The organism is Mangrovibacterium marinum, assembly GCF_003046625.1.
GTDB lineage: Bacteria > Bacteroidota > Bacteroidia > Bacteroidales > Prolixibacteraceae > Mangrovibacterium > Mangrovibacterium marinum.
This window is the reverse complement of sequence record NZ_QAAD01000004.1, coordinates 1-23,312: the sequence shown is the minus strand read 5'-3', so window position 1 is coordinate 23,312 and position 23,312 is coordinate 1. Positions and strand designations below refer to the sequence as shown.

9 protein-coding genes are annotated in these 23,312 nt (G+C 47.2%); all 9 read right to left on the bottom strand.

Going from position 1 to position 23,312, the window contains the following annotated elements; all coding sequences use genetic code 11:
* Positions 1 to 7: 7 nt before the first annotated feature.
* Positions 8 to 2,860: a SusC/RagA family TonB-linked outer membrane protein gene (locus tag C8N47_RS04720; protein WP_107821382.1), complete on the bottom strand. Its 2,853-nt coding sequence runs from the start codon at positions 2,858 to 2,860 to the stop codon at positions 8 to 10.
* Positions 2,861 to 2,904: 44 nt separating this feature from the next.
* On the bottom strand, positions 2,905 to 4,851 hold the full coding sequence (locus tag C8N47_RS04715) for a RagB/SusD family nutrient uptake outer membrane protein (RefSeq protein WP_107821381.1): 1,947 nt from the start codon (positions 4,849 to 4,851) through the stop codon (positions 2,905 to 2,907).
* Between the two features lie 11 nt (positions 4,852 to 4,862).
* Positions 4,863 to 8,030 carry a SusC/RagA family TonB-linked outer membrane protein gene (locus C8N47_RS04710; RefSeq protein WP_107821380.1) on the bottom strand — a complete coding sequence of 1,056 codons (3,168 nt, stop codon included), beginning with the start codon at positions 8,028 to 8,030 and terminating at the stop codon, positions 4,863 to 4,865.
* Between the two features lie 238 nt (positions 8,031 to 8,268).
* Positions 8,269 to 9,999, bottom strand: a complete 1,731-nt coding sequence (locus tag C8N47_RS04705; RefSeq protein WP_107821553.1) for a glycoside hydrolase family 43 protein — start codon at positions 9,997 to 9,999, stop codon at positions 8,269 to 8,271.
* A 496-nt stretch (positions 10,000 to 10,495) separates the two neighbouring features.
* On the bottom strand, positions 10,496 to 14,413 hold the full coding sequence (locus C8N47_RS04695; RefSeq protein ID WP_107821552.1) for a hybrid sensor histidine kinase/response regulator transcription factor: 3,918 nt from the start codon (positions 14,411 to 14,413) through the stop codon (positions 10,496 to 10,498).
* A gap of 332 nt (positions 14,414 to 14,745) precedes the next feature.
* Complete coding sequence (locus C8N47_RS04690; RefSeq protein ID WP_170111291.1) at positions 14,746 to 18,336, bottom strand: family 43 glycosylhydrolase; 3,591 nt, start codon at positions 18,334 to 18,336, stop codon at positions 14,746 to 14,748.
* 293 nt (positions 18,337 to 18,629) lie between these two features.
* Positions 18,630 to 21,089 (bottom strand): glycoside hydrolase family 95 protein, encoded by a 2,460-nt coding sequence (locus C8N47_RS04685; RefSeq protein WP_107821377.1) that lies wholly within the window; start codon positions 21,087 to 21,089, stop codon positions 18,630 to 18,632.
* Positions 21,090 to 21,106: 17 nt separating this feature from the next.
* Entirely contained in the window at positions 21,107 to 22,228 is a 1,122-nt protein-coding gene (locus C8N47_RS04680) for an alpha/beta hydrolase-fold protein (RefSeq protein WP_107821376.1), read from the bottom strand.
* 34 nt (positions 22,229 to 22,262) lie between these two features.
* A partial coding sequence (locus tag C8N47_RS04675; RefSeq protein ID WP_170111290.1) for a glycoside hydrolase family 43 protein occupies positions 22,263 to 23,312 on the bottom strand: 1,050 nt, incomplete at its 5' end.

Genomic DNA, 23,312 nt, shown 5'->3' with positions numbered 1-23,312 from the left:
TTATCCGTTAGAACGTGGCTTTTATACCGACATTATAGAATCGTGTTTGCGGAGCGCTACCTACGCTTAATTCCAAGGTTTCGCGTTCTTTCGAAATCGTTAACAGGTTTGATCCGCTGACATAAGCAGAGAGCCCTTTAATGATCGAGTTCCCCAACTTTTGTTCCGGTATGTCGTAGGTTACCTGAACTTTAGCCAGATTGAAACGGTTGGTTTTATACAACCAATAATCAGAACTCCGGAAATTATTACTTCCGCTTTCGGTGGTTAACCTGGGGTAAGTGGCTGTTGCTGCCGTCGCTTCAGTCCATCTGTCGCGAACAAGCTCCGAATATTTGCCATCGCCATAAACCCAGTAGTACGAATTGTTTTTCATACCATAAGCGCCAAAACTTCCGGTTCCCAAAGCGAAGAATGTAAGGCCTTTCCACTTGGCTGTCAGGTTAACGCCCAAGGTGAGGGGAGCGCCGTACCAGCCACCTTTTTCCAGAAATACATTGTCTTTATCATCAATAACTCCATCGTCGTTCTGGTCAACATATTTGATGTCGCCGGGTTTAACGGTGCCACCAAAAGTTTGCTCCGCAGATGCGTCGATCTCCTCCTGATTTTGGAACAAACCGGCACTTTCCAATCCCCAGATACCATCAATTGCTTTTCCAACCCGGTTTTGGTAGTCGTACTCGTAATTTTCATCGCGCTGGGTAGCTTTTGTCGTATAATAAGTACCCGACACGCCTAATGAAAAGTCAACTTCTCCAACCTTCTTGTTATAATTGACACTGAAATCAACCCCGGTGCGTTTGTTGTTGTCGTAATTGACATACGGAATAAACGAAGCGTCGGGATAGTAGGTAAAGAAATAGTTGGGGAAAAGCGTTGATGGCCGGATAATCAATCCTTCCATCGAATTCATGAAGAAAGACGTATTCACCGTAATCAACCTGTTCCATAAAGAAGCATTCACATTCGTCGAGAATTCTTTTCTTTTAATAAAGGTGAGATCCTCGTTGGCGCCTCTAACCGAGTTGGTCGAGTGTTCCGATGCCCCGTCGTACCAGCCCCACCAGGCACCGTCGGCCTGGGTGTAGGTTCCTTCGTATAAGTAGTACTCGTCGTCGCCGTATTTCACATCCAAATCGGTATTCAAAATACTTCCGGAAACACTCCATACAAGTTCGTCGATTACGGACGAATTGGCCAGAAAATCTTCGTTGTGCAATTTCCAGCCCAAGGTCAATGAGGGAGAAAGCGCTTCGCGGTGACCTTCGGCTAATTTTGCCGAGTGAACCAAAGCGGTGCTAAAATCGGCGAAATACTTGTCCTTGTAATCATAGCACAGCTGAAATCCGAGGTTTGCGTTGCTGGTCCTGTGATAAACTGTTGTTTGTGTTTTCTGAAAAGCTGAAGCTAACAGCATGGCAGAAAAGTTATGCACATCATTTACCGATTTTTTGTAGGTAAAATACCCCGAGAAAGCAACCGTTTGGTTACTTGTACTTCCGCTGATGTTTTGCACACCCGATTTTTCGTCTTTATTGTACTTGGTTAAACCGCCAATAACATCGGCACCGTTGTAATTGTACCAGCTTGGTGCGTAAACAGCATACGAGTTATTGTAGGAAGTAGAATACGAGGTGGCATAGTCGACAGCAAACAAGGTGTGGAACGCAAGTCCGTCCAGCAATCCTTTCAAATCGAAATCAAGACCGGTATCGAATTGAAACTGGCGGCTGGTCCAGGTGCTGTGTCCGGCTGCATAATAGTCGGCAAATACGTTGCTTTGATCAACCTGTGTTCCGCCAAGAAAATACTGACCGCCAATAATATTGTTACTTCCATTAATTAGCTCATGAGAAGCCAAATCGTTCGGATCAATATAACTCAGCGGAATTAACGGAGCAACACGGTTCGGACGCAAGCTTGCTGCCGAACTCCAGTAACTACCATTGTTACTGTTGGCACTTCTCGAATTATAAAAAGTGACATTGGCATCGATATAAGCCGTGATAAAATCGTTCAGTTTCAGGTCTACATTACCGCGAACATTTAAACGATTGGTATTATTCTTTTTGGCTTCGCCAAAATTCAGCAGATCGTCAGCGTAATTAAATCCAACATTGGTATAAAAACGTGCACGCTCACCTCCACCTGAGATCTCGGTGCTTACATCGGTTCGGTTATAGGCACTTTTTAAGAATTCCGACGAATAAAAATCGACATTCGGGTAACGATATGGATTTGCTCCTGAACCGTAGTTGTAGATCTCTTCATCGCTATATAAAGCACTTAAACCATCGTTTGCGCGGGCCTCGTTATACAGCGTCATATATTCTGCCGAGCCAAGGTATTTCGGATAACTTTTGGGAACGGACATGCCGGTATTGGCACGTACATCAATTTTCAGTTTTCCTTCCTGCCCTCTCTTGGTTGTTATGTAGATGACACCCTTGGCTGCCCGGCTACCGTATAACACCACTGCCGATGCCCCTTTCAGAAAAGTAACCTGGGCAACTTCCGTTGGTGAAACGTTATTTGCGTCGCGCGGAACCCCGTCGACCAAAACCAGGTATTCGTCCATTCCCCACAACGAATTACCATTCCAGCCACCGATGTAGCCCTGCAGGTTATCGAGGGTATAGGTATTATAATTTTTCTTTGTCAACTCTTCGTAATTGACTACAGAAACTCCTCCCAGAAGGTCGTTTTGTGCTACCTTCCGGTAGGCGACCTGAACCAACTGATCTTCATCGTTCTTAAGCGAATCAGATCCGGTTAGCGCAACTGTTTGTGCCTCCGACAAATAGGGAAGTAATGCAAACATTGCATATAAAATGAATCGTCTTTGTATATATTTCATTTTTTAATTCCTTTAATATTACATGCTACTTTAACTCAGTAAGATTACCACCCGGGGTTTTGGTAGAACTCCGGATACATGGATACATCTTCAATTTTTAAAGGAAACCAATAGTGTTTCGTTCCGAAATCGCGAGTTAAAATAAGTTCTTCCCTAAAGTTGGATACTCTAGCATCTTTGGGGTCATTGTCCGTAAAGAAGCTATTGTCTTCAACCCGGTCGAATTCCTGAGACGTTTTAATATTATACGGGTATTCGGTGAGCAGCAACCAGCGCTGCAGGTCGTTAAAACGAAATCCTTCGAACGACAGTTCAACAGCACGTTCCCTTCTCACTTCATCGATAAAAGCATCCCGACTCCCCGTGTAAGAAGCGCCCACATGGCCAGCTCCCACGCGGTCGCGCAAGGTATTAATGGCCTCTTCGGCCGTTTTCGAGAAATTGGATGCTTTTGCGCTGGCGCCACCAACAGCAGCACAAGCTTCGGCATACATGGTATAAATATCGCCCAAACGCATGTAAGGCAGGTACACGTGGAGGTTACCGCTCCAGTTGTACAACCCGTCGTATTTGTTGGCCGTGTGCGGGGTTAATTTCTGAATGAAATAACCGGTACGGCTACCGTTTGTAACCGATCTCATGGTTCCGTTAGTCGCAAGCCCGCAATAACGCAAATACTCCATGTCGTTTGTCATGGTACCGTTCACGTACTTGAAGCCGTCGAATACAATGTCGTGGTAAAAGCGCGGGTCGCGGTTTTTGAATGGGTATTCCGGATCGAAGCCTGAATTTGGATCGTCCAAAGGCAAGCCATTCTCCATTCCATATAAATTGACATAATTGGCAGCCGGGGTACGAATTTCTCCCCCTTCAACCAGGTTATTAATCGTTGGCCCCCAAGTTTTGGTGGCTCCCCAGTTACTACCGTTGTAATCGTTTGACGGCCCCCTGAAGATCGCTTCAGTACTACCCGGCATCAACCAGCTTTGGCCCGAGGTATAAAATATGTCGCTATAGCAACTCGTAGCACCACTTGCCCTTTTATGATTGTAGACATCGGAATAGTTGAACTCGGCCAATTCGTATTGGGTTTCACCACCTTCAACTAAAGCTAACAATTCGCCAAAGGCTTCGGCTGCTTTTTGAGCATAACTCTCATCGTAATTATAGGTATTTCCGCCACCGGTTTGTGCGCCGTTTTTCATTAAAGGACTGGCGGCCCACAGATAGTTTTTCCCCAGATAACCCAAGGCCATAATTTTGTTGACACGCAACTGGTTTTTACCCAGGGTATTTTTCCCAACAGTGGTATTGTCCCAGTCGATGGGCAGCAGGTCGGCTGCTTTTCTCAGATCCGCACCGGCTTTATCGGCACACTCCTGGTACGATTCCCGTGGCAGGGTTAGTGCTTCGCCGGCAGGCAATACCTGATCAACATAAGGTAATCCGCCCAGGTATTCCATCATCTCGAAATGCCACCACGCTCTGAAAAAATACAACTGACCTTCGATAAGATCACGCTCTTCATCCGTTGCCGAGACCAGCTTATCCAGGTTGGCAAGGCCCATATTGGCTTTCCGGATACAATACCACGCATGTGAATAAAGTCCATGATCAAACCTTGAGCTGGAAGTAGGATTGGCAGATGCGTCGTCAAACCAACAACCATCCTGTCCTAATTTACCCACCTGCCAGGCCCAAAAGTTACCCAGATCAATCTGATGAGTAACATGCCAGTTACCTGAGGGATTGAAAATTACGTCGTCGCCCCAGTTAAATGAAGTCGTCCAATATTTCTTTTCCTTATCCGGGATGCAGTTATACATTTCTTCGATAAAGCCCTGGAAATTTGTAAAATTCTCAAAAGCTGTTTCTTCTGATACAACTGAATCGGGCGATTTTTCCAAATAAGTTTCACAGGAGAATAACCCGAATGTTAGAAATGACAGTAGACTGCCCCATAGCAGAATTTTGTATTTATGCTGTTTCATCGTCTCTAATTTTATAATGTAAATCTGACACCAAAACTGTAGCGTTTCATGGTAGGATAAGCTCCGGTATTGCTCGATCCGGCAAAGTTGGATTCACGGTCATCAGGCATTTTCGACCACACCCAGAGGTTGTTTCCACTCAAATAGAGTTTCAGGCTACTCATTCCTAGTCGCTTAACAAATCCATTGGTTAATGTATAAGCAACTTCAGCATTTTTCAGACGAACGTAAGACCCGTCGTACAAGTACTGGGTACCCCGACTGTAACCGCTTGTGCTTGACACGTAACGAGGAACCGTAACATCGGCATTCAGATCGTCAACCGACCACCAACTTCCCTGATCGTATACAGTATTCAGCATACTGCCAAAACTGGTAAGCGAGACACCACGTGTTACATTGTTTACCCCATAAAACTGAGCGAATGCGCTAAAGCCTTTCCATTCAAAACCGATCGTCGCGTTATAGGTATTTTGCGGAGAACTTGAATAGCCATACGGCACCTGGTCTTCACTGTCCACAACACCGTCGGCATTGAAGTCAATAATGTAATAGTCACCGGTTAATTTATTCGCATCGTTTGCATCGTAAGCCGGGCTGCCGTAAAGGGCATCATAAGAGTTCAGATAACCGGCATCAACATACGATCTGGTCTGCCCGATACTGTATCCGGCCTGCTTTTGGTAATCGGCATACAACTGCGGATCATCCCTGTTAATAATCTCGTTTACAGCATGGGTCATGCTTAAATCGGCCCAAAGACGCATTGAATTTGATAACCGCTTATTGATGCGAACTTGCAACTCATAACCATGTGTATGTACCTCTCCAAGGTTTGCAGTAGCCGGGGTTGTTCCAAAGTATGAAGGAACAGAACGATCTCCACCGGCAATTAAAATGTCGGTACGTACATCGCGGAAATACTCAGCGCTACCTGCCAGTAAGCCATCGAAGAAAGCATAATCGGCGCCCACATTGAGCTTACTTACTTTTTCCCATCGTACATCGGGGTTACCGACTGATGTTTCGGTGTACCATTTATAGGGACTTTGCGTCGCATTCAGATCCATGTAACTCGCTCCTGCACCATTGGCATAAGCCCATTGGGTCATATACAACCAGCGACTGCCGCTGTCGTCACCAATTTCACCATACGATGCCCGTAGTTTCAGCATATCCAGGAAACCGATGTTTTGCATGAAATTTTCTTCAGAAATCATCCAGCCAATAGCCCCGGAATTAAAAAATCCGAACCGGTATTTGGTATCAAATTTTTCGGAACCGTTGTAAGCGCCATTGTATTCCAGGAAGTATTTTGAAGCATAGTTGTAAGTGGTACGGAATGCCCAGTCTTCGCGATATGAAGGGATAACACTACCTGTTGCCCGCTCTTTACGACTACCTAATCCCATGGCCGAAATATCGTGCTTGCCAAACTGACGTGACCAGTTTAATTGCACCTGATAATCCAGGTTACGCTGGGTTGCCCAGTTTTGCATGGTTCCTCCTTCAATCGTCCAGAGAACCCCTTGCATAAAATCGAACTTATTATTATTGTCGAAATCATTTGCATAATATTCCGTGCCCGTATCAGGATCGATCCATTTGTACTGGGCATCGTTGTACAGGTCGTTGACACCGCGGTTGTATTCAACAAATACGTTATCCCAGGACACCGTTCCTCTAATACTCAAACCTTTGGTAATAAAATCCAATTTTTGATCAAGAATGAAATCGGTGTTGATCCGGGTAGTTGTGGTGTTCATAACCCCTGATAAAGACAGGTTGGCTGCCGAGTTCGTAACATTCACGATATTGGGATAGTACCCCCACGAACCGTCAGAATAAACGGGCAAGAAAACATCGGGCGCAATATTGTAAGCACCGGCCCATTGCTGAGCAACGGCCCAATCCGACGAGTTTGTCTGGTTCCACGGACTTTTTTTGGCTCCGTTGGAACCGGCCAGGTTTACTTTAAGGGTCGTTGTTTTTGTTAATTGAAAATCGAGGTTACTGCGTACGTTAAGCCTGTTGTAACCGTATCCCGACTGATAACCTCTGCCGTTGTCATAAATATCGAAAAGGTCGCCTTCGTGCACAAAATCAGCAGCAGCAAAATACTTCACGACTTTAGTTCCCCCCGAAACATTGACACTCGCGTTGTAGGACATGGCAAAGCTTTTGAACAGCTCATCCTGCCAATCCACGTTTGGATAGCGTTCTGCTTCTTCCAGGTTAGCGGGATAGCGGTATTTTTCAATAATGTCCTGTGGCGTAATGTAAGCCCACGATTCCGGAGTCAAATCAAGCTCATGTTCGATTGCATAATTCCGGGCCATCAGGGCATCGTACGAGTCCAGTTTATTGGGCAGTTTTGAAGGCACTTTCATGGTAGCGCTCATCGCCACATCAATTTTGGCAGAACCTTCGCGACCGCGTTTGGTGGTAATCAGAATTACCCCGTTTGCACCTTTTACCCCGAAAACGGCGGTGGCTGACGCATCCTTTAACACCGAAACGGACTCAACCGATCCGATATCCACTGCACCTAGCGGACGTTCAACGCCATCGACCAGTACAAGCGGCTCGCTGTTGTTCCACGAGCTGGCTGAACGAATCAAAATCTGAGGATCCTCTTCCCCGGGCATCCCGGTACTTGAGATCGTGACAACCCCCGGAAGGTTACCGGTTAATGCCTGTCCGACGTTGGAAATACCAGCCGATCGCTCCAGCACATCTCCGGTTGTTTGCGCAATGGCGCCCACAATACTTTCCTTCTTCTGTTGTCCGTAACCAACAACAACCGTTTCTCCCAACTCGGTCGTCTGGTCGCTTAGCGAAATTTTAAAACTTGTTTTGTTTTTGAGCTCAACTTCTTTGGGTTCCATTCCTATAAATGAAACAAGAAGTACTCTGGTGTCCTCGGGAACATTTAAGGTAAATTTCCCGTCTACATCTGTTGCTGTTCCGATCGTAGTGCCTTTTACCATGACAGTAGCACCAATAACCGGATTCGCCTGGCTATCCGTAACCACCCCACTGATTTGCTTGCTATTTTGAGCAAAAGCAGAAACCGAAAACAGAGCAAAAATCAGAACCAGAAGGCAGTTTGACAGTCCAATCCTCAGGCTGTTTGGCAAGGATTCTTTTTGAGATAATAGATCATTTGTTTTTTTCATTACATTCTCAAATTAAATTGACATAAGAGTTCATCGTTCAAATGGAAATTTGTCCCTGATGGTCATGGACAATCCTGAACCGTTCATGCCAATTTCGTTTCAGAACCCGAAAGAAAAGGCAGCTTTGCAGCGATTTCTCACTCAGAAAGTTTTCAATCATAAATTCATAATTTTTAGGTTATTAATCATTTTATCAGGACAACCCGCAGCCTGAAGCTGCCGGTTATCAGTCGTTCGATTATTCGGTTTTTGAGGAAGCATAGAGCCCAATGTTGGTTCCGGTAAATCCGTAGGACTCGGCGGTTGACAGGTAGCGGGCATCCACTTTCGAGGCCAGCAAATTCCACTCGTCAGCTGTGGTATAGAAGAAACTAAACTCGCGGCCGTTCGACGAAACTTTTAGCTTAACCGGCCCGTCGGTCTGGCCGATCTTCTGAGAAGCAAGAAGCTCGGCTCCTCCTCGGCCCACCTTCTTCAGCTGGGTTTGCAATTGGTTGCCGACCTTGGCCAGCACCATCAGGTATTGATGCGTCTCATCTTTGTAGAGCAGCAGACCGGCGGATTCCGACTCGGATTGGGGATTGAAATACAAGCTGGTACTGCATTCAAATTTGTGATGCTGCAGGCGGCGGCTCAGGTAAGCCGGCGTCTTCAACTCGTTCGAGGCTACATCGGCACATTTCAGTGTTAAATAGCCCGGATTTTCGGTTAAGGAGTACAGCCCGGTTGCCGGCCCCCGCAAAGCCATCCATTCCAGGGCTAGCTCGGACCGATCGAAATCGTCCACTTTCTCGAAGTTGCCGAAAGTTGCGCTTGTATCCCTTTTCACCCCTTCCATTTGAATGATGCGCGGCACCAGCTCGTCGCCCTTGGTGATGTAGGGAAAGCCATCCTGGCTCCAGTGAACAGGCATCAGGTAGGTCTCGCGTCCCAGGTTCTCAAATTCGTTATCAATAGGCCGACAGGCCAGAAACACGGACCACCACTGGCCGTTATCTTTTGTAATCAAATCGGCATGACCGGCACAAGTAATCGGAAGCGCCCGATCGGGATCTAAATGTTTTTGGGTAAGAATGGGGTTGTTAGCCCAGGGCTTAAATTTTCCGGTTGGCGTGTCACCTTTAAAAATCACTTCACGGTGATTGACCGAAGTTCCCCCTTCAGCACACATCAGAAAATAATTGCCATTGATTTTATAGAGATGAGGCCCTTCAATCCAGATCGGCTTTTCGGCCAGGTTGACGCCACCGTTAACCAACATGATACTCGGGCCAAAGGTCTTTTCGCTTTCCACATCGAATTGCAAAACACGGATGGCACGGTGCCCTTCATAAGTGGAACCACCGTCGGGCTCATCGTTGTTCACAATGTACGCTTTACCGTCGTCGTCGAAGAAGAAGGAAGGATCGATGCCATGTACATCGGGCAGCCAAACCGGGTCGGACCACGCACCAAAGGGATCTTTGGTTTTCACAAAGAAGTTGCCCTTGCGGATATTGGTGGTAATCATGTACCAGGTTTGATTGTGCGGATTATAGCTGATGGCCGGCGCAAAAATTCCTTCGCTGGTCCGTTGTCCATCGAGCGGCAATTGTTCGGGGCGGTCCAAAACATGCCCCACCTGCTTCCAGTTCATCAAATCGGTACTGTGAAAAAGCGGCACTCCCGGAAAGAACGAAAAGGTTGACGTGACCATGAAGTAATCCTTACCATTGGAACAGATGCTTGGATCGGAATACCAGCCCGGAAGTATGGGGTTATAATAATAGTCGTCGCCGGGTAGCGGATTCTCCTTGTAAAAATCATCCTCACCCTTATAGGTGAAATAATCGAAATGAGCCACCAGGCTATCCGACGCAAACTGCACCTTGTTTGCTTTAATCGAAGAATTACAGGAAATCAAACCGGTTGAAACACCGAGCAAAAGCACAACTCCACGAAGAATAGAAATGGAGATTTTTTTCTTCATTTTATTTATCATTTAGGTTAATAGCGAGTAATTGTTTAGTTAGCTATCGAGCTGCATTCGATGTTCCGTTCAGACTTCGACACCTACTGAAATCAAAAGTAGATCGGACTGCTTCAGGGGGCTTTCAATTTTGAATATTTGATTTTCAATTTCGGATACGGCACAACAACAAGCACACAAACACCTATACTACTGCCCATTACAGAATCATTTATTTAAAAACCAGGCAAAAAAATGAATGCCAGGTTTCTTTGGCGGGCACAGACCGGAACGCGTATTGAGCGAATCGGCGGAAAAGCAATGCTGAGGAAAACAGCAAGAAACCTCCCGCCCCCCTGGGAACCAGCCCACGCGATGAAAGCAGCAGTGCTCCCCGGAGGCCAATCGTTGATGACATTGCGGTCGGCCAGGCTCGCATTCACCCACTTCCTGAAAAGCAAAAGCCGGAATCCTGAAAAACGGGATCCCGGCTTTTGCCCTGACTGACAGCACAGACTCAGACCACTTGAGTTGGCGATTTGCCATAGTGTTTCCGGAATACGGTACTGAAGTAGCCCACCGAAGAAAAGCCACATAACTCGCTGACTTCGGTTACGGTATATTTATGCGATTGAATCAAATCCAAGGCATGATCCAATCGGATGGATTTGATAAAATCGGTTGGCGACTGGTTGGTCAGCGATTTAATCTTTTTATACAGCAATGAAGGGCTCACATTCATCGCTGCTGCAAAATCGTCCTTCGTAAACTCCGAGTTGGCGATATTTTCGCGCACCACTTCCCCCATCCGCTTCAAAAACTTATCGTTTAGCTCATTATCCAGAATGGCTTCATCGTTCTCAGTCTGCTTGATGATTTTCAGCGCCTTGTCCCTAATCAATTCGCGATTCTGAATAATCGTTTTAATCCGTTGCTGAAGCAAGGTCACATCAAATGGCTTGGTCAAATAGTCGTCGGCGCCAAGCCCAAGTCCTTTCAGGTGCTGCGATTTGTTCGACAAGGCCGTTAATAAAATGATCGGAATATGTGAAGTTTCGTAATTCGACTTCAATTTTTCGCACAACTCGTATCCATCCATTCGCGGCATCATGATATCTGAAACCACCAGGTCGGGCGTATTTTTCTGAATCATTTCCCAGGCCTGCTCTCCGTCTTCAGCCAATTCAATTTGAAATTCCTCCTCCATGGTCGATCTCAGGAACTCGCGTAAAGAATCGTGATCTTCCACGATCAGAACTTTCATTTTATTCCTGGACAGTGACTGCATTTCACTCATCAGCACTGTACTTCGGACAACCTTCGCTGCGACATGACCGTTCGGTACAGTATCGTTCTGCTTATTTTCAGGCTCGTGTGCGTCCATGGTTTTCATCACCGGGACTGAAATACTGAAACTGGAACCCACGCTTTGCTGGCTGTAACAGCTCACCTTCCCTCCGTGCAGATTCACGTAATTCTTCACCAACAGCAAGCCAATACCCGATCCGACGATTTTCGCGTTCACCGCATTTTCGCCGCGATAATATTCGTTGAACAACTGCCGCTGGGCCTTTTTACTGATTCCCAAGCCAATGTCCTGCACATCGAGCACCCATTTGTTGCCTGGCACCTGAAAGTTAATATGAACCGAAACATCGGCATAGGAATATTTGATGGCATTGGACAGCAGGTTATCAATCACTTTCTCGATCATCACTTCATCAACAGCGGTCACAAATTCGGGGAACTCGGATTTAAACTTCAGTTCGATGTTTTTGGTTTTTGCATACGACTCAAACATCATGATCCGGTTACCGATCAGCTTAACCAGATCCACCATCGTCAGCGTTAAACGTTCTTTTCCGATATCAACTTTCTGAAAATCCATCAACTGGGTAACCACCTTGGACAAACGTCGGCTTTGCTCGGTCGCAATATGTAAGTACTGCAATGCTTTAGCCGACAAGCCTTCTTCCTTATTGAGTTCTTCAATCGGGCCTTTTATCAATGTTAACGAGGTGCGCATATCATGTGCCGTATTGGCAAAAAAGCGAATTTTCTCGTCCGAATGCTGCTTTTTCAGCCGGCCGATATAAAATGCAAACAGAAATATTCCCATTCCAACTAAGAATACAAACACTGCGATCCGAAACAGCCAGGTTTCCCAAAACGGAGGAATGATATGAAGTTTGACCGATCGTTCGGCCAGCACATCGGTCAATGAACTATCGAACATTCGAATCCGCAGTGTATAGTCTCCGCTCGGAATGTTCGAATACGACAGAATTCGGTTGTTGCCCGGCTTCGTCCACTGTTTATCCAAACCATCAAGTTTCCACGAAAACCTGGAACCGGGCGAGATCACTCCAATCGGAATCAGCTCCATGCTGACAGTATTCTGATAATACCGAAGTGAAATATCCTCAAGGCTATCGAGCGGTTTGGTTAAGTCGATCGAAGCCATGTCGCGAATGGAACGACCCGATATGGTGAGGTCCTGAAAAAATATCTGGCCATGATCCTTGGTGGGGACAACAGCCTTCGGGTCGAAAATAACAGCACCTTTGTTGGTTCCCCAGGCCAGTTTCCCGTTCGAAAGAACCGAAAAGGCATTTTGATTAAACGAAACGTTGCTGAGCACAATATTTGAACCAAAGGTAAGCAGCTCGCTATCTTCTTCGCGCAGCCTGCACAAGCCCTGTTCGGTGCCAATCCAGAAATAGCCATCGGCCCAGGCAATGCTTTTTACAAAATTGGAAGGAAGGCCCGAATCGGTTGTTATCAACGCTGTCTTTTTCGTTTCGATATTATACTTAACAAGCCCATTTCCGCTGGTACACAACCAGATATTGTTATTTTTCACATACAGGTCGTATACCAAATAACCATCGACCAAGGTTTCGGTTGTTCCTTTTTCTTTATCAAACAACTGTAGCCCAAAGGTTGTACCAATCAACAGTTTATCTTCACTATAATCAAGCAGGACATTCACAGTCATCCCCTCAAACGACTTGCACTTTTTGCTTCGCGGGGAATAACAGATCAGATCGCCGCGCACCCCTCCAATCCAAATGTTTCCTTGCCCGTCTTTTAAGATATCAAACACAAAATCATTGTTGAATGTGCCACCTGACTCCTCAAGCGAATAATGATGCAGTTGCCGGCCGGTTTTTCGATCCAGCACATACACCCCCGACGAATAGGTGCCGGCCCAAATCTGCCCCTGATCATCTTCACAAAGATCGTGGAACACCTGAGCATGCTCCTCGTTATTATAATAATAGGAGTTCCACCGGTTCGTTTTCTCATTCCACCGGCTAATTCCATTATTTGTTGCAAACCAGACATTACCGTCCGAATCCTCAAGGACACTATTCACTTCATCATTAATTAGTGAATTATGATTATTCACCAAATGCCCGATTTGGGTCACAATCGGGTTCTCCTGATCGAAAAAGGAGACTCCACCGCTGTAGGTGCAGACCCACACCCGGTTGTTGGGGTCGCAATAAATATCGTACACCCCATTCCCTTTCAAGGAGTTTGGACGATCCGCATCCTCTTTATAGACCGCAACCACTCGGCGGTTTGTCTGGTCAAACTCCCATACGCCCTGTCCGTCGATGCCCAGGAACAAAATTGAATCTGAGCTCGGTTCTATCGCCAGGATTGGTTGATTCGGTATCTGGTTGAAATTAATAAATTGAAGACGATCCGGCGTTCCAGTCAACAGGCAAAGCCCTTCGCCCAAGGTGCCCAACCAAAGTTCGTTTTGTGCTTTATCGAACCACATACTCGAGACGGCACAAGTTAGCTTATCAGGTAATTTATAATAACAGGCTGAAGTCAACCGAATCGTATTAAACAATCTCACCTCTCCGTCGAGGAAGTAGAAAAAATGGGTTTCGTCGTACCAGCCCAGGTAATGGACCGTCTCGTTCTGCTCCAGCGACTTTAATCCGCTCGAAGTATCGTAACAGTACAGGCCAAAAGAGGAAGCAGCCCATATCCGCTTTTGACTGTCGATCAGGATTGAATTAACTGAGAGGTACGGATTATTCAGGCTCTCGGCGATATTCACCAGCAAAATGAAACGGTCGCGAATAGCATCATATTTAAAAATCTGTCCGTTGTTGGTGTAAGCATAGAGTTCTTCAAACTTGTACTGCAGTTTTACCGTAATCACATCCTCCGTCTCATAGGGAAGCTGATAAGTACGGATATCATTCTGCGAAAAACGCACAATTCCCATCTTCGAGGAAATCCAGATGAAGCCGTTCAGGTCGCTGCAAACACTATTGGTTTCGCGTATGGAGACTCCATATTCCTCGTTGATATTGTAAAATTGGACATTTGCCGCGCCCCTCAGAGGAATCGCCTGTGCGATGAGTAATAAAAAGACGGAGACTATCTGTATTTGAATTCTTAATTTCATACCCGCAATTTCTAAGTCGACATTCATCCCGACCAATAAATTTCATATTCTTCCCGATTGTTTAAACAGAGCTAAAACAATTCGTTCTACTGGATTGCAGTGATTCAGGCAAATCACCCAACAGAAAATAGTTTAAGCGGTCTAAAATAGTATTTTCCAATCAACCTCTTTCATGAAAACTTATAGCCAACAGCAGTAAAAGGGGAAACCAGCTGCAAACAACCAATCCTCCCCTCACTACTACTTGCTTAATCTAACTACTTTAAGTTGTCCTATTAAAACCAAATCAATTCGTTCAATTCTCATCATAAGCCGAACAGCTTACAGAGGCTTTACCAGATCCGCGTTTCAACCACTTTTTCGCCACCAACAATATAAACACCAACAGGGAGGCCCTTTGTGGCGTTTCGCCGGATGACGCCGGAGCGGATTTTCACCCCCAGCATGGAATAAACATCTACGATGGCATTTTCGTCATAGTCGTCCTGCAAGGGGATATCGTCGGTAGCAGTAGGTATGTAATCATCCGTATTCGACAGGTAAACATCCTGAATCTCAATCGTGCAGCCCCCGGTCGACCAAAACCCGACAATGTAGAGGTGGGAAGGATCCACAACTGCTCCGTCGCCATTGGTCATCGATGCCAGAGTCACCACCTGCATGGTTTTACCGGTAAGATCGTAGGCAGCCGGCGAACTCCAGTAATTATTGCTGTCGAACAGCCGGAACGATGCGCCGCAAGCTCCGGCACTGGCCAGTTTCACAACCAGGTACTTGTAGTCGGAAATGTCGATACCGGCAGCGTATTGCCAACCGCCAAAGCCATACTGCCCGGTGATCAGGCTGCCGGTGGTTTCGTCGAAGGAACCGGTTTCCCATATCGAAGGGTCGAAAAGCTCATCGGACAACGGAAATGTGGATGAACTCACCGTAAAGTAGCTTGTCATCGGGTCGCCCAGTTCCCCCTTGTAGCTCACCGCAATGGTTGCTTCGCCATCGGCATTGGCCACGATGTTCCCGTTCACAATTTCGATGATATCCGGATTTGAGTTTTCGTAAGTTGCGCTGAGAGTGACGTCTTTGGTCCGGCCACTGGCGTATACCGCGGTCACCGTAAAAGTAGACATCCCGCCGGTTAACAGTTGAATATCGCCACCCTCAACAAGCAAATCCGAGAGGGTCAGCTCCTCCTCGCTGTACCCCACAAACGAATCATCGTAATAGCTGTCTTCGGTGAAAACAGGTTCGGTTGTAAACCAATCAAAATCAACGTAGCCTCCGGTTTGTTGCGTGGCAAAGTTGAACAGGCAGAACTTATTGCCGGTAAATACCGACAAATCAAATTTCATATCCAGATCGCTGCCGAACTTGGTGTAAGTTTCGTTATCCAGACTATAATAAAAGCTCGCTTGGCTGGTGGTATAATTGGCAATGGCCCGCAGGTACAGCTCGGTCCCTGTAAATTCCTCGCCAGTGGTGGCCAGGCTGTTGTTCACCTGGTACAACCACTTTTGGCCATTCACCATCTTCACGCCGATGTAAGCATAGGGGTCCTGAAATACTGCAAGCCCGGCCACATCGCCCTCCTGCATATTTTCAACATCCATTTTGACCGTTCCATAAGAATGCGTCAGGTCGTCAGGATACCCGAAGATGCGCTGGGTGAGGGTGTTTGGGGCATGTTTCAGATCCTCAACAACCTTCACGGTCTCCAAACGCAGATATCCCGGACGGTCTGTCAACGACCACTTCGAGTCGTCGGCATTATGATTCCAGCCCCACTGCATTCCCAACTGGTAGTTGCGAAAATTATCGGTTGTGGGCAGAAAGTTTTTTGGATATTCGCGTCCGACATTCGGCTTCGTGTAAGTGGTCACCCCTTTGCCATCAACACCGATCACCGGCCAGTTGTCCTCCCAGCTGACGGGTTGCAAGTTCGGCAGACGGCCGAAAGCGCCTTTATCGTAAAATAAAATTGTCCACCACTCGCCGGTTTGGGTTTCAATGAGCGCTCCCTGGTGAATGTTATCATCGTTCAGAAGCAGTTTCTCTTCGTAAGGCCCGTAAATGCTGGTCGCCCGCAAAGCAACCTGATAGGCCGGCCAGCCGCCGTAAGTACCGTAAATGTAATAGTAGCCGTTGATTTTATAAAGGTGACTTCCTTCCAGCCCTTCCTTCACCGTCCAGCTGTAAACCTCCTTTTCCGAGTTGGGAACAACTTCAAAATCATCGTCCAGCTCCGCAATTTTCAGGGTATTTATTCCGAATATGACGTAAGTTTTGCCATCATCGTCGAAAAACAAACCAGGATCGTAAAACGAACCGGACAGTTTCGTCTTCTGCCAAGGACCTTCCGGATTGCTGGCTGTCAAAAGGTAGCTTCCCTCTTCCAAAGTTGTAAAAAGCAGGTAGTAGGTACCGTCGTTATATTTTAAACTTGTTGCCCATTGCCCGTGACCATAGCGGAAAAGGCCCTCTTCGCGGTCGCAGGCGGCATCCATATTGTAACAAGGCGTCGATTCAATTTTATCGAGCGGGTTGCTGCAATATTCCCAGTTCACCAGATCATACGATTTCAATATTGTAGCTCCGGGGAAAATATGCATGGTGGTTGAAACCATATAATAGGTATCGTCCACGCGAATCACATCCGGGTCGGGGAAATCGGCAAATATCAAGGGATTGGTATAGGTGCCGTCGCCATTGTCGGCTGTTGGGCGGCGGCTAAAATCCGGTCGGGGGTACTGGGTTTCAGCATAATCCTGAAACCAATGATAAACCGGCCAGGGGCAAGCCTCGGGGTCATTGAGAAACGTATAGGGCTCGCCCTCTGCGGGCGCCACGTCGGTAAACTTAGCGAGCAAATCAGCATTGGTGAAAACCAGCCAGCTTGCATTGCCTGCATCATCGGCGATTTTCTTGAAGTTAGCGCCAAAGCCATCAGCTCCGGCAGTACCGGTATAGCCTTTCCCCCAGGATGAATCGTATTTTTCGTCGGCCCAGTCCATTTCGGTAATCATGATTGGTGCAAAATCCGAAACCGGCTTGACATTTTTATCCCACTCGCGCTGAAAAACCTCATAGCCATCGGCGCTGCCAAACCATCCGGGATAGATATGCACGGCATAGCCAATATTTTCGCCTTCAACCGGATTAATAGCGTAGCCTTTGTACTGCGCCTGATACGCCGATCCGGGAATCCAGACCACATTGTGAAATCCATTTTCGCGAATCCGGTCCACAACCGGTTGAAAGATTGCTTTCAGCACATCAAAATGAGCCTGGCTATTATTGCCCACCGAACCATCGGCCAGTTTTACCTTCACCGGTTCGTTGGCCAGCTCAAACATGATGGCATCGTTATTTTTAATTTTCGGGTGGGATGAAACAATATCCCAAACCGTCATCAGGTATTGGGCATAGTTATAGTCGTCTTCCAGACCAATCACTTCAGGACAGACCCCCGGAGGCCTCATCACCACATACAATCCCTTGGAGATGGCATATTCGGCCATCGGTATAAAAACCTCATCGAGGTATTTGCGAAACCGCGCTTCATCAAAACAATTTGGCAGCTCGTGGCCATCGGGCGTACAGCCGGGGGTGTTGCTCCAATACGGATCCATGTGTAAACGCAGGAAATTAACCTTCCATCCGGCATTCAAAACGCCATCAATAATTCCCTGGTTGTATTCCAAACAGCCATCAACATCGTAATTCGTCCAATATTGCCCCCGCTCGTTGAACCAAGGGCTGTAGGTTTGTGCAAAACCATGCAGGTTGACTGTGTTTCCGTGCGGATCTTTTAAATACCGGCCTTCGACATGAAGTTGGGGAGTTGGCATTCCTTGCCAGGCACTGGCTGTGAGGGAGCAAAAAGTAAATAGAAGCCCAATGACCATTTTTGTCACTCGTGTCATCATAAGTTAGGTTTAAAATCAGGTTTCGTCAAAAAATTCAACCCAACAATGATAAGTGGTGAAATCAAAACAGCTATTAAATATTAGATAAATCAATTTTAAAATTAGATATGGTCGTGTCCTGAGCCCCCCGAAGGCATGAAAGCCAGCAGACAGCAAAAACCTTGACCGCTATTGTCCTATTGCGGTCAAGGTTCAGATGGGCTAAACCGATGCTCTCGTCCGCCAACTGCATTCGAAGAGCGATACTGGCAGGCCCGGCTCTACATTGGATTGTATGGCCGCCTGTCGCCGGCTTATAATTTTTCCAGTTCCACGGTTTGTCCTGCCGCTGTTACAACATCATATTCGTAAACCAGTTTCAGCTCGGGTTTAGCAATTGCTTTTTCAGAATGATTCAACGGTTGCTTGATTTGCGCCACCGAATAAAACGGGTTGGAATTTGCGCCTGAAGCTTCTGTCAATCCTTTTCCCTTTAACGGAACGTACGAACGAATCCGGCAATTTCCGCCCATCCTGGATTGAATTGAGGCTGAAGCCAGTTCCCCATTTTTCCATTCAATGGCCACTTCAAAGCCGCCCCTTGCTTTCAACCCGCTTACCTGACCGTTTTTCCAAACCGAAGGCAGCGCCGGAAGCAGCTGGATGGCTCCGTCCTGGCTTTGCAGCAACATCTCGGCAATACCCGAAGTGCACCCAAAGTTCCCGTCAATCTGGAATGGCGGGTGGGCATCGAACAAATTCGGATAAGTGCCGCCTTTTTGCGAACCATCGGACTGAATGGACGGGCTGAGTTGGTCAGTAATCAACTTGTAGGCGTGGTCGCCGTCCAACAGGCGGGCCCACAGGTTTACTTTCCAGCCCATCGACCAGCCGGTTGATTCGTCACCACGGGCTATGAGCGATGTTTTTGCCGCCGAGAACAATTCGGGATTGCGATAGGGGGAAATTTGGTTCGAGGGAAACATGCCCCACAAATGCGACACGTGCCGGTGCTTGTCGTCGGGATTATCCCAGTCGTACATCCATTCCTGCAACTGTCCCCATTGGCCAATTTGCATGGGGGGCAACTGGCTCAGAGCAGCTTTCACCTGATTCGCAAATTCAGGGTCCGTATCCAGAATATGAGCTGCTTTTACTGTTGTATTGAATAAATCGAAAACCAACTGGTTGTCCATTGTTGTTCCGGCTGAGATGTTGGAAGCGTGCCCTGCCGGCGTATTTTCGGGCGACACCGAGGGCGCCACCACCAGCCAGTGCTGTTCCGGTTCTTCGGTCAGAAAATCCAGAAAAAATTGCGCGGCACCTTTTATCACCGGGTAAACCGTTTCCAGGTATTCCTTGTCGCCGTTAAAAGCGTACTTATCAAACAAATGTTGCGAGAACCAGGCTCCTGCCATAGGCCACATGCCCCACTGCGAACCATCTACCGGGCCATTAATGCGCCACAAGTCTGTGTTATGGTGCAGCACCCAGCCGCGCGCACCATACATATCCTGCGCGGTTTTTTGCCCGGTTACCGAAAGTTCTTTCAGCATTTGTACCAATGGTTCGTTCATTTCGGTCAGGTTGGTCGGTTCCGAGGGCCAGTAATTCATTTCGGTATTGATGTTCACCGTGTATTTGCTGTCCCAGGCCGGAACCAATCCGTCGGCCCAAATCCCTTGCAAATTGGCAGGCTGCCCGCCCGGACGCGATGACGAAATGAGCAAATAACGGCCAAACTGAAAATACAAGGCCACCAGCTGCGGATCGTTCCCGCTGGCAAATTCGGCCACCCGAACATCAGTTGGATTTTTAATTGCATCGGTGGTTCCCAAATCGAGGCTCACCCGGTTGAAATAGTTCTGATAATCGGCAATATGATCCGAAAGAAGTTGCTTATAGCTTTTCGGTAAGGCTTGTTGCAAATAGGCTGTTGCCCGAGCATCTGCGTTTCCGCTAATATCCTGGTAATTGTTATAGTTAGTAGCAATTGAAATGTAGATCGTTGCACTTGTCGCTTCGCTAACCGTTAGGGATGAGTCGGATGTCGTAACCGTCCCACCTTCGGTTAAAATCTTCACTTTCACCTCGAATTGAACGGCGCCTTTCACGCCTTCGTGATCGCTGCTCACACCCGACATGGTCAGTTCGTTGTCAGCTGTTGCTTTCAATGTTACTTCGGAAGGGCGATCCAAGGTTGCCGAAAAACCGAGTGCTGCGGCTTTATCTGCCGAAATACGGGCAACCATTAGCTGATCGGGAAAAGAAGAAAACATTTCTGTTCTGTAGGTCACTCCACCCGATTTGTACTGCGACGACACGACGGCTTTCTCCAAATCGAGCTCACGGTAATAATCCGAAAAATCCTCGTGCCCCGGGAAATTCAACCTCAGATTGCCAGCCGTTTGGTAGGGCATTCCTTGCGAAGTTTTGCTGATAAAATCGCGGTTAACAATCTGTTCAGCTTCCTTATAGTTTCCCTCAAAAATCAACTTTCGAACCTCTCCGAGCGAAGCTTTTGCATTGGGATTGTCATTGCGGTTGGGCTGTCCCGCCCAAATCGTGTTTTCGTTTAACTGAATGGTTTCCTTTGAGGGATCGCCGAAAACCATTGCCCCCAAACGTCCATTCCCAACAGGAAGTGCTTCGACCCATTTTTCGGCTGGTTTGTTGTACCATAGTTTTAAGTTCCCGTCGTTTTGTGCCTTCAACATAAACGAGAGCATTATGAAACACAGCGCCGACGACGCCTTTAACAAGTTCAAGTTCATTTTCAAGTATTCAGTCGTTAGTTTTTAAACAAAAGCGGAGCCAACTCGCGTAAACTACGTCGCCAGGTTTGAAACTCGTGCGCTGTATTTTCCGACACGAAGGAAACCGCATTAACCCCCGCCTTTCTTAGTGCGTCCGCTGCGCTTCTTACCCCATCCGGGTTCTCGCGGCTACCACAACTCAGAAAGATCAAATCCACCTGCGACTTATCCTTAATTTCTTCGGGCTTGTAGGTCCCTCCACTCAACAAGGCATAGTACGCGAACACATCCGGTCGTGCTAAGGTAATCATTTTTGTTTCCATGCCTCCCATCGACAAACCGGCCATTGCGCGGTGTGCCTGACCGGGAATTGTGCGGAAATGCTCATCCACATAAGGCATCAGTTCGTCCACCAACACCGTTTGAAACGGTTCAATTTTGAAATCGCGCAATCCACCGAATTTGGTATCGTTGGTCATTCCATAGGTCATCACAATAATAAAAGGCTCCGTTTTTCCTTCAGCAATCAGGTTATCCATAATCAGATTGGCTCGTCCCTGGTTGGTCCAAGCGGTTTCGTCCTCGCCCCAACCATGTTGCAGGTAAAGAACGGGGTAACGTTTTGATTGGCTTTTTGAATAACCCGGAGGTGTGTAAACAAAAGCCCGGCGCGAAGTTCCAGTACTTGGTGATGGAAAAAGAATCTGTTGTACATTTCCATGCGGAACATCCCTGAGCGCGTAGAAATCCTGGTCGTGTGCCGGAATTTCAATACCACTTTCCCAGCGAGCCGAGCCGTAATAATTCAACGCTCCCGGATCGTTAAAAACGCCGCCATCGATCGTTACATGGTAATAATGAAAGCCTTCGTCCATTGGCCCCGAAGTCGTTCCCATCCAAACGCCATCGTCGTTTTTTGTAAGCGGAGTACCACCTTTTGTTCCTCCTAAACCAAGGCTTACCACCACACTTTTTGCTTCGGGAGCTTCAATCCGAAAACGGGCATACCCCTGCGAGTTTACCATGGGATATTCTTTACCGGGCTGGTTGAGTTCTGACGGTTGAAAATCGTCTTTAATTTCCGGAGCTTTTGTTTGTGCAAAGCTTCCAATGCCAGTGAGTATGAAAATCACCACGGCATGAATATGTTTTTTCATTTTATTTGGGTTTAGTATGATTTTAAATTGTTCGTTATTCAACCCGAAACCAGTCGAAATCGACGTAGCCGCCCAATTCGTTGGTTGCATAGTTGAACAGGCAAAATTTGTTGCCGGTAAACATTTTCAGGCTGAAGGCCATGGTCAGTTCATTGCCTAATTGTTCGAACGACTGGTTATCGTAACTGTATTCGAAGGTTGCCAGCTTGGTTTTGTTTGAAGCTATTGTTCGCAGATAAACGGTCGTCGCCTCGTTCAGCGGAACAGAAGCAATCGTTTCGCCTCTATTTACCATGACCAGCTGTTTCTCACCTGCAACTTGTTTCACGGCAATAAAGGCATAGTCTTCCTGAAAAATACCGAGACCAGCCATATCACCTTCTTTCATATTTGCCACTTCAATTTTAGTCGTTGCGACGGAAGGAATGGATTGATCGTAATGCGTGAACGGACGTTGAGTTAAGGTGTTGCGGGCTTCCAGCAAGCCGGTAACAACTTTAGCTGTTTTCAACCGAAGAACTCCCGGATGCTCAGTCAAAGACCATTGGGTTGAATCCGGATTATGGTTCCAGCCCCATTGCATGCCGAGCGTGTTGCCATCAAACTCATCCGAGCGGGGAAAATCTTTCACCGGAAATTCCTGACCAACGTTGGGCTTACGATAAGTTACAACGGCTTTCCCGTCAACACCGACCATCGGCCAGCCGTCAACCCAAGTCACCGGCTGTAAGTTGGGCATGCGCCCAAACGGGCCGCTGTCGACAAAGAGCATGGTCCACCATTCGCCGCTTTGCGTTTCGATGAGCGCTCCCTGATGAACGCCAAAGTTGACACCCGGTGTTCGTTCTTCCAACACCACTTTTTGCTCGTAGGGGCCATAAATATTTTTCGACCGCAGGGCCACCTGAATCCCGTCAACGCCACCGTAGGTTCCGTACAGATAATAAAAATCGTTGATTTTGTAAACGTGCATGCCTTCGAGCCCACCTCGAATATCGCCGGTAAAGACGAGCGAATCCGGGCCAATGGCTGTAAACTCGTGATCCAGTTCTGTTAGGCGGATCGTTCCGTAACCATGTGCCAC